This is a genomic window from Arthrobacter sp. E1SS-5, from assembly GCF_057073715.1.
Genome location: NZ_CP172703.1, coordinates 2647042 through 2661821 on the forward strand (window position 1 = coordinate 2647042; position 14780 = coordinate 2661821).

The following is a 14780-nucleotide window of genomic DNA, read 5'->3' on the forward strand; positions in this document are numbered from 1 at the left end:
CTGGCCGCCGTGACTCACCGGCGGGATTCCAGGGACTGCAGCATGGCCTGGACCAGGGACTCCTGCAGCCAGGTGGTGAAGTTGTACACCAGCGCCAGGTAGCTCTCCACATCCTCGGCCTGGGACCAGTCCTGCATGCGGTGGACATGCTCGGCGTCGGCTTCGTCCCTGATGTCCAACCGCTCTGCCAGCACAAGGCGCACATCGTTCAGCGCCATCGACCAATGCTTTGCGCCCTCGGGCGTGAGCACGATCTCGTCCTTGTCCAGGTCCAGCGCCGCCGCACGCAGCGCACCGATCTTTGTTTCCCGCAGTGAACGCTCGGTGAGCTGGCGGAACTCAAGGGAGGCGCCGCCGTCGTCCTTTACCACGTTGGGCAGCAGCCGCTTAACGGCACGGTCCGTTGGCTCGGCCACGTCCATGTCGAGCCCGATCAGCGCCGCCAGCGGGTCCTGCCCGGCGCGGTCCTCCGGCTGGAGCATGGAAATGACATCGTCAATCAGGCTGCGCAGCAGGTCCCGTTCGGCCGGTTCCAGGTACCCGGTGATGCCTTTGAGTCCATATTTGAATGCCTTAGCCACGCTTCCCCTTACCCTGGCCCGGACCGCCGGACTTGCCTGAATTGCCGCCGGGGCCACCGCTGGCCTTCTCCACCGTGGCCCAGAGCCCGAACCCGTGCATGGCCACGGCGTGGCGCTCCACCTGTTCCTTGCTGCCCGAGGCGACGATGGACCGGCCCTTCTTGTGGACCTCCATCATCAGCTTGTTCGCCTTGGTCTCCGAATAGCCAAAGTAGCTTTGGAACACGTAGCTGACGTAGCTCATGAGATTGACGGGATCGTTCCAGATCACCAGGTTCCAGGGGATGTCCGGCGCGGTCAGGGAGTCGGTGGACTCTGCTGTACCGGTCCGGATGCCCTCCTGTGTATCAGGGCCGGGCGCAACGCTTATGGTCATCTGTCCATTCTATGGGGCGCATGGGCCCACGCCGGCGAGGGCCCCACGGCGAAGCGAAGCGAGACGCGGGAGCCGGTGGGTGGGCCCACGCCGGCGAGGGCCCCACGGCGAAGCGAAGCGAGACGCGGGAGCCGGTGGGGACTAGAGTGACTGTCGTGAGCACCTCAGCCGGCTGGGACCATCCCCGCACGTCCTTTTATACCGACCACTACGAGCTGACCATGCTGCAGGCAGCCCTCCATTCGGGGGCCGCGCACCGCAGGTCGGTGTTCGAGGCGTTCGCGCGGCGGCTGCCCGACGGACGGCGCTACGGCATCGTTGCCGGCACCGGGCGACTCCTGGAGGGCATTGCGGACTTCCGCTTCGGGGAGGCCGAGCTGGAGTTCCTGGAACGTACACGCGTGGTCAACCAGGAGACGCTGGAATACCTGGCCAACTACAAATTCTCCGGGGACATCTGGGGCTACGCCGAAGGCGACGCGTACTTCCCCAACTCGCCCATCCTGATTGTGGAGGCGTCGTTCGCGGAAGCCTGCATGCTGGAGACCTACCTGCTCTCGGTGCTGAACCACGACACCGCCATCGCCTCCGCCGCTTCGCGGATGGTGAGCGCGGCGGGCGGCCGGCCCTGCATCGAAATGGGCTCACGGCGCACCCATGAGGAAGCCGCCACAGCATCGGCGCGGGCCGCCATCATCGCCGGCTTTGACAGCACCTCCAACCTCGAGGCGGGCATCCGCTACGGCGTGAAGACCGTGGGCACCGCCGCCCACTCCTTCACCCTCCTGCACGACACGGAGCGGGAGGCCTTCGAGGCCCAGATTGCCTCGCTGGGCGAGGGCACGTCCCTCCTGGTGGACACGTATGACGTCGAAAAGGCCGTCCGCACGGCCGTTGACCTGGCAGGGCCCCGGCTGGGCGCCGTCCGGCTGGACTCGGGCGACCTGGTGGCCCAGGCACAGTGGGTGCGCCGGCTGCTGGACGACCTGGGCAACGAGCACACCAAGATCGTGGTCACCTCCGACCTGGACGAGTACGCCATCGCGGCCCTGCAGTCAGCCCCTGTGGACTCCTATGGGGTGGGCACCTCGCTGGTGACCGGTTCCGGCGCCCCCACCGCCAGCATGGTCTACAAACTGGTCAGCCGCACGGACGATGACGGCAACTTCGTATCCGTGGCAAAGGCTGCCAAGAACAAGGCCAGCGTGGGCGGGCGCAAGTACGCGCTGCGGAAGCTGGACGAACGCGGCAGGGCCACCGCCGAGGTGGTGGGCGTGGGCCACCGGCCTGAGGACGACGGCAACGACCGCCCGCTGCTGCAGCAGTTCATGAAGAACGGCGAACTGCTTCCGGGTTGGACCGGGCACGAGGGCGTGCTCCGCGCGCGGCAGCGCCATGCGGACTCCATGGCCGAACTGCCGCCCGTGGTCAACCGCTTGCAGCGCGGCGAGGCCGCAATTCCCACTCTCTACGAAGACAACTAAGGAGCACTGATGGCCCGCGCTTTGATCATCGTGGATGTCCAGAACGATTTCTGCGAGGGCGGCTCGCTTGCCGTTCCGGGCGGGGCGGCGGTGGCTGGAGCCATCAGCGAGTACCTGGACGCCCATCACCGCGAGTTCGACTATGTCATCGCCACCCAGGACTGGCACATTGATCCCGGCAGCCACTTCTCGGATACGCCGGACTACAAGGACAGCTGGCCGCGGCACTGCGTGGCAGGCACCCGCGGAGCGGAGCTCCACCCGGACCTGGACACCGAATATGTGGACGCGTACTTCCGGAAAGGACAGTTCGCTGCCGCCTACTCCGGGTTCGAGGGCCTGCTGGCTCCCGAGGACGCCGTCCCCACGGGCGAACGCCAGGCCGGGGCGCTGCCTGGCGGCGGCGGTGAAATGGACGCCGAGTCACTGGAGCCGGGCGACGACGCCATCGGCCTCGACGACTGGCTGCAGAGCCACGACGTGGAGGACCTGGTGGTGGTGGGCATCGCCACCGACTACTGCGTGAAGGCCACGGCACTGGATGCCGTCCAGGCAGGGTACGGCGTCACGGTGGTGAGGTCGCTGACCGCCGGGATCGCCGAGGACCTGGAAGACACCGTGGCCGAGCTGGAACTCGGCGGGGCCGACATCGCCTGAGCCGCTACTTGCGGCCCACGAACCAGTCCTGGAGCTTGCGCAGCCGGGACTTCAGCTGTTCCTCGTTGGCCTGCGCCACGGGCGGGCCGCCGCAGACGGTCCGCAGCTTGGTGTGGACCACACCGTGGGGCGTGCCGGTCCGGGCGGACCACGCCGCCACGTTCTTGGCCAGCTCGTTGCGCAGGTCCATCAGCATGCGGTGGTCCGGCACGGCGGGTGCGGCACTTTCAGCGGACGCGGCAGGAGCCTTACGGTTCCGCCGGTTCAACTGCTCGTGCTGGCGTTGGCGCAGGAGCATACCCACCTGCTCGGCATCCAGGAGCCCGGGGATGCCCAGGAAGTCCATTTCGTCGTCGGACCCCACTTCGCCGCCGGTGCCGAACTCGCCGCCGTCGAACAGCACCCGGTCAAAGGAGGCCTGGGAGTCCAGCGCCTCGAACTTGCCCTTGGTCAGGCTGTCCGAGGCCTTTTCCTCCCGGTTGGCCTCGTCCATCAGCGAGTCTTCCGGGTTGAACAGGCCGTCGCCATCCTCCTTTTCCGGCCGGTCCAGCGCGTGGTCCCGCTCCATCTCCATGGAGTTGGCCAGCGCCATCAACTGCGGGACGGAAGGCAGGAAGACCGACGCCGTCTCGCCCCTTTTGCGGGCACGCACGAAGCGTCCCACGGCCTGGGCGAAGAACAGCGGGGTTGACGTGGAGGTGGCGTAGACGCCGACGGAGAGCCGGGGCACGTCAACGCCTTCGGACACCATGCGGACGGCCACCATCCAGCGCTTGTCTCCGGCCGAAAATTCCTCGATCTTGCTGGAGGCCTTGGCGTCGTCGGAGAGAATGACGGTGGGTGATTCGCCCGTGATCCTCTTGAGCTGGCCGGCGTAGGCGCGGGCGTCCTCGTGGTCGGTGGCGATGACAAGGCCACCGGCGTCTGGCACGGTCCGACGGACTTCGCTGAGCCTCCTGTCGGCACCGGCAAGGACGGCGGGAATCCACTCCCCCGCCGGGTTCAGCGCGGTACGCCAGGCGTGGGACGTGATGTCCTTGGTCACCGCAGCCTCGCCAAGCGACGCAGCCATCTCCTCGCCGGCACTGGTGCGCCAGCGCATCTGGCCGGAGTAGGCCATGAACATCACGGGGCGCACCACGTGGTCCCGGAGCGCGTTGCCGTAGCCATAGGTGTAGTCAGCCTTGGAGCGCCGGATGCCGTCCCGGTCCTCCGCGTACTCCACGAACGGGATGGGCGAGGTGTCCGAGCGGAACGGCGTACCCGTCAGGGAGAGCCGGCGCACTGCGGGATCGAACGCTTCGCGCAGGCCGTCACCCCAGGAGAGGGCTTCGCCGCCATGGTGGATTTCGTCGAGGATCACCAGGGTGCGCGCGGCCTCTGTCTTGGCGCGGTGCAGCATTGGCTTGCTGGCAACCTGGGCATACGTAACGGCAACGCCGATGAAGCCACGGCCGTGCTGGCCGTCGGAGTTCTTGAAGTTGGGGTCGATGGCGATGCCCACTTTCGCGGCCGCGTCCGCCCACTGGCGCTTCAGGTGGTCCGTGGGCGCAACGATGGTCACGCGGTTCACGGCACCTGAATCGATCAGGGTGGAGGCGATCCGGAGCGCAAAGGTGGTTTTACCGGCACCGGGGGTTGCCACCGCGAGGAAGTCGCGGGGGCTGTTCTTCAGGTAGAGGTCGAGGGCTTCCTGCTGCCAGGCACGGAGTTTCGGGGCGGTTCCCCAGGCTGCACGTTCCGGGTAGGCCGGAGGCAGGGTGGGGCCGCCAAAGAGCGTCTCCGTCACTACTTGTTGTTGCCCGAGCCGCCCGGACCCTTCCCGCCGTCGTTGCCCGGGCGGAGGCCGTCATAGACTTCCTTGCACTCGGGGCAAACGGGGAATTTCTTCGGATCCCGGCCCGGGGTCCAGACCTTGCCGCACAGGGCAATGACGGGTTCCCCGGTCATGGCGGACTCCATGATCTTTTCCTTTCGCACATAGTGTGCGAAGCGCTCCCGGTCCCCCGGTTCCACTTCCTGGCGCAGTTCCTCGCGCTCAATGGTGGCCGTGGACGTTCCAGCCCCGGAAAGCTCGCGCATGGGGTCGTTTTCGAGAGGGTCCGTCATGCTAGTCATGCCATCCATCTTAGCCGTTCCGCCGGCCGCGCGTTCGACGGCGGTACGCCCGCGCCGGGATCCGGCACCGCCCGCCGTCGTGCTTTTTGCTCCGAGGCGGCGCACCTGCAGGCCTTGCTAGAGCCCCTGCCAAGTGGGCTTGTTTTCGTAGGTATGGCGGTAGAAATCCGCCAGCTTCAAGGCCGAGGCAGCGGCCTCGTCCAGCAGGACGGTGGCGTGCGGATGGAACTGCAGTATGGATGCGGGGCAGATGGCGGCGACGGGACCCTCCACGAAATCGCGTACGGCCTGGGCCTTCTGCGCGCCCGTGGCCACGAGGACCACGTGGCGCGCTGCCATGATGGTGGCCAGGCCTTGGGTGATGACGTGGTGCGGCACCTCCGCGAGGCTGTCGAAGAACCGGGCGTTGTCCCGGCGTGTCTGTTCGATCAGGCTTTTGATCCGCGTCCGGGAGGCGAAGGAAGAGCCTGGTTCGTTGAAGCCGATGTGACCGTCGGTGCCCACGCCGAGCAGCTGCAGGTCCACGCCGCCGGCCGCAATGATGGCCTGTTCATAGGCTTCGCAGGAAGCGGGGATGTCTGCCGCGGTTCCGTCGGGGCCATGGACGTTCTCCGGCGCGATGTTCACCCTGTTGGTGAACTCCCGTCGGACCACCTCACGGTAGGACTCGGGGTGGCCGGCGGGCAGGCCCACGTACTCGTCCAGTGCAAAAGCAGAGGTCCCGCTGAAGTCCAGGCCCTGTTCGTGCCGGACGGCGAGCTCATCGTAGACGGGCAGCGGCGAGGAGCCCGTGGCCAGGCCCAGGACAGCGTTGGGCTTGCGCCGGATGAGCTGTTCAATGGCGTCGGCAGCGAGCTTTCCAATCTGCCTGCTGCCGCCAAGGATCACTATCTCCATGGTGTTCCTTTCCTTGAGCTGTCAGCGGTTGACGGTGACTTGTGCCAGAAGCTCGGGTCCGCGCGCATCGAGCCACTTGCCGCCCAGCCGTACACCGGCCAGGAAGAGGACCAGGCCCAGGACGACACCCGCCGCCAGGGTGAGCCAGCCGAACAGGATGTTCCCTGTCACTGCGTTTGCCACCAGCAGCGCGCCCTCGGGCAGGACCAGGACAATCAGGACCAGCATTCCCACGAATTGCACGGCCATGGTCTGCCCCACGTTGCCGGGAGGCTTCTTGAACGGGCTGTCCCCGGGCAATGGAACGATGACCGTGTACCGGGCAGACACCACCGAGGACAGGCCCAGGCCGGTGAAGAGGATTCCCAGGCTGAGCCCCAGCTGTCCTGGCAACGCCGTCCAGTTGCCGGTGAACGCCGCGTAGCCCAGCGAGAACACCAGCACCACCGGCAGGGCGAACGTCAGGCACGCCAATGCCCTGCCCAGCCTGTCGGCCACGCCGCGGACGCCGGTGGCCAGGTGCAGCGCGAAGGCGGTGTTGTCGTAGGAGACGTCGGCGGAGATTGACCAGGCCAGGATGAACGCGGCCAGCGGGGCCAGGAAGGCCAGGCTGCCGTAGCTTCCGGTTTGCGTTCCCTGGAACGCCAGCACCACGGGCAGCAGCGGGATGACCACCAGGGAACCGGAGTAGCGCGGGTCCCGGAGCCAGTAAGTGAGCGACCTTGCCATCACCGCACCGGCGGGGGTGGCAGGCAGCACGCCGAACAGCCCCAGCTTCCCGCCCCTGCGCTTCCCGGCACCGGCGTAGGGCGGGGTGACCAGCGCACGCTCGAGCAGCAGCTTCCAGCACCAGGCAAGGGCGCCCAGGACAACCACCGAAAGCAGCAGCTTCACCCCGGCCTCCGCGGGACGCCCGGACGCGATGTCACCGCCGAGGGCCCACGGGGCGCCAAGCGGCGTCCAGGAGAGGCTCCGGGCGAACTCCGGGAGGAACCCGGTGGAGGCGGAGATGCCGCGCCCAACGCCTGCGACGATGGGGCCCAGCAGGACCAGGGGCACCATGAACGCGATGGCGCTGATGTCCTTGAACCGCCGGGAGGCAGCAAGGCTTGCCGTAGCCGTGGTGACCGCCTTGGCGAGGACCACGCAGGTCATGACGCCAAGGCATGCGCCGAGCAGGGCTGCGAGCGCGGGCAGCACTCCGCGGGACCAGGTGGCCACCGTGGACAGGGCCACCAGCGCGGTGGCCAGGCCGGGAATGCCGATCAACCCGCCGAGCGCCAGGCCGGCGAGCATCTGCTTCATGGGTATGGCGAAGGTGGTGAAGCGGGCCGGGTCCAAGGTCATGTCCGTGGCCGAGGCCACCACCGGAACCACACCCCAGCCCAGAACTGCGGCGGAACCGCCCAGGACCACCGCTGTATGGGCGGTCACGGGTCCGGCCCCCCGGAGCAGGACGAGCGCGATGACCAGTGTTGCCACGACTCCCAGCGCGTAGAGTCCCGCGATGGCCATGCCCACCAGCTGCCAGGGGCTGCGGCGCAGTCCGTTGCGCAGCAGCGTGAGCTTGAGCCTCAGAAGGTGCGCAACCATTCCAGCCCTTCCGTGTGGCTGTGCCCGCCCACCAACTGTACAAACCGGTCCTCCAAGGACATGCCGTTGCGCACTTCGTCAACCGTTCCCGCCGCCAGGAGCCGGCCGCGGGCCACCACCGCGACGTGGTCGCACATGCGCTGCACCAGGTCCATGACGTGGCTGGAAACGATGACCGTTCCACCGGAGGCGACGTACCGGTCCAGGATGGACCGGATGTTCGCTGCCGACACCGGATCGACGGCTTCGAAGGGCTCATCCAGCACCAGGAGCCGCGGGGCGTGGATCAGGGCGGACGCCAGGGCGATTTTCTTGGTCATGCCGGCGGAGTAGTCCACCACCAGCGTGCCGGCGTCCTGGGTAAGGTCCATGGCCGCCAGCAGCTCCCCCACCCGGGCGGCCACCACCGCCTTGTCCATGCCGCGCAACAGCCCGGCATACGTGATCAGCTGCTCTCCGCTGAGCCGGTCGAACAAGCGGACACCGTCGGGCAGGATGCCCATGAACCGCTTGGCTTCCAGCGGGTGCTGCCAGACGTCCACGCCATGCACCACAGCAGTTCCGAAGTCGGGGCGCAGGAGGCCGGTGGCCATGGACAGCGTGGTGGTCTTGCCTGCACCGTTGGGACCCACGATGCCGAAAAACGAACCCGCCGGGACTTCCAGGCTGATGCCGTCCACCGCGATTTTCCTGCCGAACCGTTTCGCCAGCCCGCGGAGGGAAAGGGCCGCCGTTGGCCCGGGATTCGGCGCCTGATCAGGTGTCGGAGCAGTCATGGTGCCAGCCTAGTCGGCGGACCAGCGCCGCGGGGGTGCGAAACTTACGGAATGGACATCGCGTTGGGTTTGCTGGTGATCGTTGCCGTGGTGTGTGCCGGCAGCGCCCTGGGCCGCAAACTGAATATCCCCGTTCCCCTGCTGCTGGTGCTGGCCGGGGTGGCGGGATCGTTCCTGCCGCTCATTCCGCCGGTTGAGCTGAACCCGGAGCTGGTGTTGGTTGGCCTGCTCCCGCCATTGCTTTACGCGGCCGCGTTCCGCACGTCGCTGTTCGACTTCAAGACCAACCGACGTTCCATAGGGCTCCTGTCCGTGGGGTACGTCATCTTCGGAACCCTGGGCGTGGGGGTGGTGGTGTGGTGGCTGTTTCCGGAAATCCCGTTGGCCGCCGCCTTCGCCCTGGGCGCCGTGGTGGCGCCTCCGGATGCGGTAGCCGCCACGGCCATTGCCCGCAAAGTGGGAATGCCCCGCCGGATCGTCAACATCCTGGAAGGCGAATCGCTGGTCAATGACGCCACGGCGCTGGTGTGCCTGCGGGCAGCGGTAGCGGCCATCGCGGGTTCGGTCTCCGCCCTGGACGTCGCCGGCGGGTTCGTGGTGGCCGCCGGCGGCGGCCTGGCGGTGGGCCTCGCCGTCGCGTATGTCCTCACTGAAATCCGGAAACGTGTCCACAACGTGGCCATCAACACTTCCACATCACTGATGGCACCTTTCGTTTCCTACCTGCCCGCCGAGGCCATCCACGCGTCCGGCGTGCTCGCCGTCGTCGTCACCGGCCTGGTGATGGGCACCAAGGCACCGTCCATGCCCAACGGCGCCGCGCGGCAAAGCGCCAGGAGCAACTGGGACACCATCCAGTTCCTCCTGGAGAACTCAGTGTTCCTGCTCATCGGCCTGCAGGTACGGACCATCGTCGAAAGCGTCCAGGACGATTCCCTGGGCGCGGGGCGCGTGTGGCTTGGCTGCGCGGTGATCCTTCTGGCCGTGCTGGTACTGCGGCCCGTCTGGGTCTTCCCGGCCACCTACCTGCCCCGCCTGATCCCTTCCGTGCAGCGGGCAGACCCGGCACCGCCCTGGCAGTTCCCGGCCATCGTGTCGTGGGCCGGCATGCGCGGCGTGGTCACCCTGGCCGCCGTCCTGACCCTGCCCGATGATTTGGAGCACCGCAACGTGCTGGTCCTGGCGGCCATGGTGGTGGTGGGCGGCACGCTGGTGCTGCAGGGATTCACGCTGCCCGCCCTGGTGCGGGCGCTGGGGGTGCCGGGGCCGGACCGGCGGGAGGACGCCCTGAACCAGGCCTCGCTGATGCAGCTGGCCACGGCGGCAGGAATGGAGCGGCTGGAACAGCTGCGGCGGGAGAGCGACCCGCCGGAGGTCATGGACATGCTCCGGCGCCGGACCCAGGAACGCGGGCTGGCGGCCTGGGAGCGCCTGGGCAGGCCGGCGGCCGAGGCCGCAACCCCCAGCCAGCGCTACGCCCAGCTGCGGATGGCCATGCTGGAGGCTGAGCGGGACAAGGTGCTGGAGCTCAGGCGCGGCGGGGACTTTGCCCATGAAGTGCTCAGCGAAGTCCTGGAGCGGCTGGACGTGGAGGAGTCCATGCTGGACGCTTCCTTCAATGAGCTCGATTCCGCCGCCGAGGGCGGCGGCGGCGAGGGGCTGTCCCAGCCGGGCGGCGTGTGCGACCACCTTACGGCTGCCCTGCCGGCACCGGTCCCCGACAGCCCTGCCTGCGCCGGGTGCGAACGGGAGGGAACCTCGCCGGTGCACCTGCGCATGTGCCTGGCCTGCGGGACCATTGGCTGCTGCGACTCCTCAGCCGGCCGCCATGCCAGCCGCCACTTCAAGGAAACGGGCCACCCCGTCATGCGCAGTGCGGAGCCCGGCGAAGACTGGCGCTGGTGCTACGTGGACGAGTTGCTGGGCTGACCGGGTGTGGCCGGCGGGCGTACCTTGCGGATCCGGATCGGGCCCTTCGCCGTGGCGGGATCGACGACGGTTCCGCCCTGGGTGATGTGCACCTGGCCGGCGTCGACCAGGCGCCGGGCGGCCTCCCGTGCCGGTTCCATGAGGTGGCGCCATTCGTCGCCTCCCACGGCCCTGGCGGCATCGGACGGGCAGATGGTGGAGGTTGCCGCCCTGGCCGCCAGGAGTTCCAGGATCTTGGCTTCCAGCTGCCCTTCAACCGGGTTTCGCTGATCATTCCCGCCGCTGCGCGCCATGCCGGACTCCCTGCGTCAAAAGATACGGTTTAGAAGGTGCGCCGCGGGACAGCCCGCTCGTACTGGGGCGGCCAGGGAAGGTCGTGGCCCAGCTCGAAGGCGGCACGGAGCCACCAGTGCGGATCGCGCAGCGCGGCCCGGGCGATGAAGACCCCGTCGGCCTGTCCGGTGGCAATGGCGTGCTCCGCCTGGCCGGGAGTGGTCACCAAGCCCACCGTGCCGGTGGCGATGCCGGCCTCATCGCGGATGGCTGCCGAGAAACCGGTCTGGTAGCCAAGCCCCGGCTTGATCTGCTGGTGGGCAACAGCTCCCCCGCTGGAGACGTCCACCAGGTCCACACCGTGGGCAGCCGCGTCCCGGGCCAGCCGGACCGACGCCGCCTGGTCCACGCCGCCCGGCGCCCAGTCGGTGGCCGAGACCCGGAGCAGCAACGGCATCGAATCAGGAATTACCGCCCTGACGGCATCAACCACGGCCAGCATCAGCCGGTTCCGTCCGGCCTCGTCCCCGCCCCATTCGTCCTCACGCTGGTTGATCAGCGGACTCTGGAACTGGTGCAGGAGGTAGCCGTGCGCCCCGTGGATCTCCATGGTGTCAAAACCGGCATCCACAGCACGGACAGCGGCGGCGGCAAAGTCGTCGATGACGCCGTGGATCTGCTCCACGGTCATGGCGGCAGGCGCCGCGTAGCCCTCAAAGGACGTGGTGGACGGGCCCACAGTCTCCCAGCCTCCCTCGGACACCGGGACGCTGCCGTGCTTGCCGGAAAAAGGCCAGTACGTGGAGGCTTTCCGGCCGGCGTGGGCCAGCTGGACCCCGATTTTGGTGCCGGCCACGCCGTTCCGGTGGACGAAGGAAATGATCCGCTCCCACGCCGCCGCCTGCTCGTCGTTGTAGAGGCCTGCGTCGCGGGGGCTGATCCGGCCCTCGGCGTTCACTGCGGCGGCCTCGGTGAGGATCATCGCCGCGCCGCCCACGGCAAAACCGCCCAGGTGCACCAGGTGCCAGTCGTGCGGAACGCCCGGGGCGTCGTCGGGATCGCAGCTGTACTGGCACATGGGCGACACCCAGCCCCGGTGCTGCAGCTCCATGGAACGCAGGGTCAGCGGCTGGAACAGGGCCGGCATTAGAACAGCACCCGCGCGAGTGCCTGGCGCGCCTTTGCCACGCGCTCGTCACCGGCGCCCACCACGTCGAACAGTTCCAGGAGCCGCACGCGGGCGGCCTCGCGTTCGGGGCCAAAATTCCTGCCAATGAAGGCCACCACGCGGTTCAGCGCGTCCTCCACGTGCCCGCCGGCCACGTCCAGGTCCGCCACGCCAAGCTGCGCGTCCAGGTTGTCCGGTTCGTTGGCGGCAAGTGCACGCAGCGCGTCGCTGTCCTGGGCGGACACCGACTGCAGCCGTTCCATCAGCTCCACCTGCGCCAGACCCGCCTTGGCATCATGGTCCGACGGCATTTCCTTCAATGCCTGGCGGTAGGCTTCGGCGGCTGCGGCGTAGTCGCCGGCCTCAATGGCGTCAAACGCCGCCTGGTGCAGCGGCGGCAGCGGGGCAGGCTCCTGGGCGCCGGACGCGCCCGCATCCAGGCTTCCGGTGACCCCGTTCGCCGCGGCAACCTTGAGGAGTTCGTCGAAGAGGCTGCGCACCTGCTGCTCGTCCGCTGCGCCTTGGAAGAGCGGCACCGGCTGTCCCTTGAGGACGGCAACGGCAGTGGGAACAGCCTGCACCTGGAAGGCCTGGGCAAGCTGCGGGAAGGCTTCAATGTCAGCCGCCCCAAGGACCAGGCGTCCGCCGTAGGAGGCCACCACCCGGTCAAGGGTGTCCAGCATCCTGCTGGACTCCGGCGAGTAGGGGGCCCACAGTGCAAACACCACCGGCACCTGCGCGGACAGCTCAACCAGCTGCTGGAAGTTCGCTTCGGTGACGTTGACTTTGAGTTCCGGCCCTCCGTCGGGGCCGCCGGGCTGCGCCCCCTGGGGCGTTCCCGCCGCGGGCCCGGAAGGAGCCGGGCCGGACGGAGCTGCTGGGCGCTTCAGCGAAGAAAGGTCGACGGCGCCGCGCAGGTTAAGCAGGTTGGCAGCGGCAGGAGGGACTGGGCGGGAAGCTGGCGAACTCATGTTTCCCACTCTAGCCACTCTCCGGCCGCTGCCGGTGGTAATAGGTCCAGGCCCTACTTGAAGCTGGCGCCGACCAGGCCGCGGGTGGCGGCAACAAGCTTCATCGGGTCCGTGGAACCTGCCGGGGGCACATAGACCGCCATGGATTCGGCGAAGTTCAGGACCATGCCCGTGGTGGTTTCCTTGCCGCCGGCCAGGGCTGCGGCGTCGTCACCGATGCTGAGCTTGTCACCGGCCGCCTTGGGAGTGCCTTCGAAGCCGAAGTTGATGCGGCCCAGGACCAGGGCCCCGCCGTCAGCGGTGCGGAACACGACGGTATTTTCCGGAACCACCTTGTGGGTGAAGGAGAAGTTGCCGTTTTCGCCTGACTTCACCACCTCGGCCTGGTAGGACAGGGTGTCCGCGATGTACGGCGAGGACTGGCCTTCGACCAGCTTGTCCTTGAAGGGCGAGTCGGCCGATGTAAGACGATCGGCGAGTCCGGACATCGCTTCCTCGCCGCTGTAGAGCAGGCCGGACTTGTCCGAGGCGGCAAGGGTTTCGGTGCCCCCGCGGTTGATGTTGGGGAACGTGGTGCCCGGCTGGAGGGGCGTGGTTTCCGTCAGCTTGTAGTTCTCGCGCGGCGACTGCTGGACCAGGGTGAGGATCTGCGGAACCACGTTGCCTTCACCCTGGGTCACGGCCAGCACCGAACGTGGCCAGTTCCGGTCGCTGGTGACCACGTACGTCAGCAGCTTGGTGGAGCGCACCGGCATCCGCGGCTCGTAGGAGCCAACCTGGGAGCGGATCTTGTAATTCTGCGTGCGGATCTCCAGTTCGGGTCCGCCTACCCGGCCGGCAAGTTTCGCCGCATCCTTGGCTGCGTCCCCGGCATCGGTGGCGCTGGAGACCTGCTCCAGGATCCGGCGGAACTGGGCGTCGAGCAGGACCGGCACAGTGGCTGCTTCCTTGGCAGGCGACGAGGCACTGCCGGAAGGCTGCGGGCTGGGGCTGGCCGCCTGGGCGGCGGTGGCGGAACCTGCCAGTACGGCGGCAGCAACGGCGGCTGCCACCATGGTGGCCTTGGAGGAGGACGAGGACGACGACGGCGCCTGGTTTTGGGTGCCGTTTGGTGTCCCTGGGTTCAGTACGCCCTCGTTCTGTGAGCCGGCGCCGGCCGGCTTGGCATTGCGTGCACGGGCGCGGCGGGCATAGCTGCTGCTGCCGCCGTCGCTGTTGTGGCCATCGCTGCCGTGACCGTCGCCTTCGCCGTTCTTCCGGCGGGCTGCCAGCAGCGCCAGGACGATTCCCGCCACGATCAGCAGGCTGCCCAGGACCATCAGCGGCACAGCCCAGGGGGTGGAGGTGTCGTTCGGGAACGTCATGGACACGGAGGCAGGCGCCGGCTTGGTGCCATCGGAGGCGAGCAGGAGGGTCCACTCGCCGTCAGCCGGCGGGGTCCACGTGTACTCAAGCTCACCGCTGGCGTTCTCGTTGGTCACCCACAGGTCGGAGCCGGCCGGGTTCGGGGCCGCAGCATCGCCGTCGGCGTGGTCAACCTGGAGTGACTTTTCGTCTTCGGAAACCCCGGTGATGGTGTTGTGGGCCGTCTTCCCAACCCAGGCATCGACGTCGTCGGGGCGGCCTGATGCCAGCATGAAGTTTCCGTCGCCCTGGATGTTGATCTTGACGGTTCCGCCATGCAGGGTGCGCAGCTTCTGGTCAATGACCGTCAGCGGCGCGGCGGCGGCGTCGGCCGGCGCGGAGGCGGTGAACGTCTCGGATGGAGCCCAGATGGTTCTCTGGCCGATGCCGGCCAAAAGTGTCAGGAGGCCGAGCAGCACAAGTGCGGCTGCAGTCTTTAAACGCAAGGGAAACACCTATCATCAGCGGGGGTTTGCCTTCAATAGTAACCTTTTTGTTACCAGGGGCCCCTGTCCGGATCTTCCACACCCTTCCCTGCGGGCCCCCGGGCTGC

Annotated in this window: 14 protein-coding genes; 3 read left to right on the forward strand and 11 right to left on the reverse strand. The window is 68.0% G+C overall.

The annotated features are described in order from the left end of the window. Positions 1–14: 14 nt before the first annotated feature. Complete coding sequence (locus ACIGJD_RS12290; protein WP_483686426.1) at positions 15–581, reverse strand: DUF2017 domain-containing protein; 567 nt, start codon at positions 579–581, stop codon at positions 15–17. Beyond that, positions 574–957 (reverse strand): ATP-dependent Clp protease adapter ClpS, encoded by a 384-nt coding sequence (gene clpS / locus ACIGJD_RS12295; protein WP_286397741.1) that lies wholly within the window; start codon positions 955–957, stop codon positions 574–576. Before clpS ends, ACIGJD_RS12290 begins: the two co-directional genes overlap by 8 nt. Before the next feature lie 155 nt (positions 958–1112). Between clpS and ACIGJD_RS12300 the strand changes: the two genes are divergently transcribed. Both ACIGJD_RS12300 and ACIGJD_RS12305 read left to right on the forward strand, forming a co-directional pair. Then, entirely contained in the window at positions 1113–2441 is a 1329-nt protein-coding gene (locus tag ACIGJD_RS12300; RefSeq protein WP_483686427.1) for a nicotinate phosphoribosyltransferase, read from the forward strand. A 9-nt stretch (positions 2442–2450) separates the two neighbouring features. Next, positions 2451–3098 carry an isochorismatase family protein gene (locus ACIGJD_RS12305; protein ID WP_286397745.1) on the forward strand — a complete coding sequence of 216 codons (648 nt, stop codon included), beginning with the start codon at positions 2451–2453 and terminating at the stop codon, positions 3096–3098. A gap of 4 nt (positions 3099–3102) precedes the next feature. Here ACIGJD_RS12305 and ACIGJD_RS12310 read toward each other — a convergent pair whose 3' ends face one another. From ACIGJD_RS12310 to ACIGJD_RS12330, 5 genes are all read right to left on the reverse strand, one after another. Further along, positions 3103–4887: a DEAD/DEAH box helicase gene (locus ACIGJD_RS12310; RefSeq protein ID WP_483686428.1), complete on the reverse strand. Its 1785-nt coding sequence runs from the start codon at positions 4885–4887 to the stop codon at positions 3103–3105. Next, on the reverse strand, positions 4887–5225 hold the full coding sequence (locus ACIGJD_RS12315) for a DUF3039 domain-containing protein (protein ID WP_142133448.1): 339 nt from the start codon (positions 5223–5225) through the stop codon (positions 4887–4889). The genes ACIGJD_RS12310 and ACIGJD_RS12315 overlap by 1 nt, the downstream gene beginning before the upstream one ends. 108 nt (positions 5226–5333) lie before the next feature. Next, positions 5334–6113: a glucosamine-6-phosphate deaminase gene (nagB, locus tag ACIGJD_RS12320; protein WP_483686429.1), complete on the reverse strand. Its 780-nt coding sequence runs from the start codon at positions 6111–6113 to the stop codon at positions 5334–5336. A gap of 21 nt (positions 6114–6134) precedes the next feature. Then, entirely contained in the window at positions 6135–7706 is a 1572-nt protein-coding gene (locus ACIGJD_RS12325) for a transporter (protein ID WP_483686430.1), read from the reverse strand. Continuing rightward, positions 7688–8482 carry an ABC transporter ATP-binding protein gene (locus ACIGJD_RS12330; RefSeq protein WP_483686431.1) on the reverse strand — a complete coding sequence of 265 codons (795 nt, stop codon included), beginning with the start codon at positions 8480–8482 and terminating at the stop codon, positions 7688–7690. Before ACIGJD_RS12330 ends, ACIGJD_RS12325 begins: the two co-directional genes overlap by 19 nt. 51 nt (positions 8483–8533) lie before the next feature. On the opposite strand from ACIGJD_RS12330, the gene ACIGJD_RS12335 reads away from it, so the two are divergent. After that, entirely contained in the window at positions 8534–10411 is a 1878-nt protein-coding gene (locus ACIGJD_RS12335) for a Na+/H+ antiporter (protein ID WP_483686432.1), read from the forward strand. On the opposite strand, the gene ACIGJD_RS12340 is transcribed toward ACIGJD_RS12335, so the two are convergent. The 4 genes from ACIGJD_RS12340 to ACIGJD_RS12355 are packed head-to-tail and all read right to left on the reverse strand — an operon-like array spanning position 10387 to position 14646. Continuing rightward, positions 10387–10704 (reverse strand): DUF3253 domain-containing protein, encoded by a 318-nt coding sequence (locus ACIGJD_RS12340; protein ID WP_483686433.1) that lies wholly within the window; start codon positions 10702–10704, stop codon positions 10387–10389. The two genes, ACIGJD_RS12335 and ACIGJD_RS12340, sit on opposite strands and share 25 nt — an antisense overlap. Positions 10705–10733: 29 nt before the next feature. Continuing rightward, positions 10734–11831, reverse strand: a complete 1098-nt coding sequence (locus ACIGJD_RS12345) for an NADH:flavin oxidoreductase/NADH oxidase (RefSeq protein ID WP_483686434.1) — start codon at positions 11829–11831, stop codon at positions 10734–10736. Next, positions 11831–12823 carry a co-chaperone YbbN gene (locus ACIGJD_RS12350; RefSeq protein WP_483686435.1) on the reverse strand — a complete coding sequence of 331 codons (993 nt, stop codon included), beginning with the start codon at positions 12821–12823 and terminating at the stop codon, positions 11831–11833. The genes ACIGJD_RS12345 and ACIGJD_RS12350 overlap by 1 nt, the downstream gene beginning before the upstream one ends. Before the next feature lie 53 nt (positions 12824–12876). Next, positions 12877–14646 (reverse strand): DUF8094 domain-containing protein, encoded by a 1770-nt coding sequence (locus ACIGJD_RS12355; RefSeq protein ID WP_483689491.1) that lies wholly within the window; start codon positions 14644–14646, stop codon positions 12877–12879. Positions 14647–14780 lie beyond the last annotated feature (134 nt).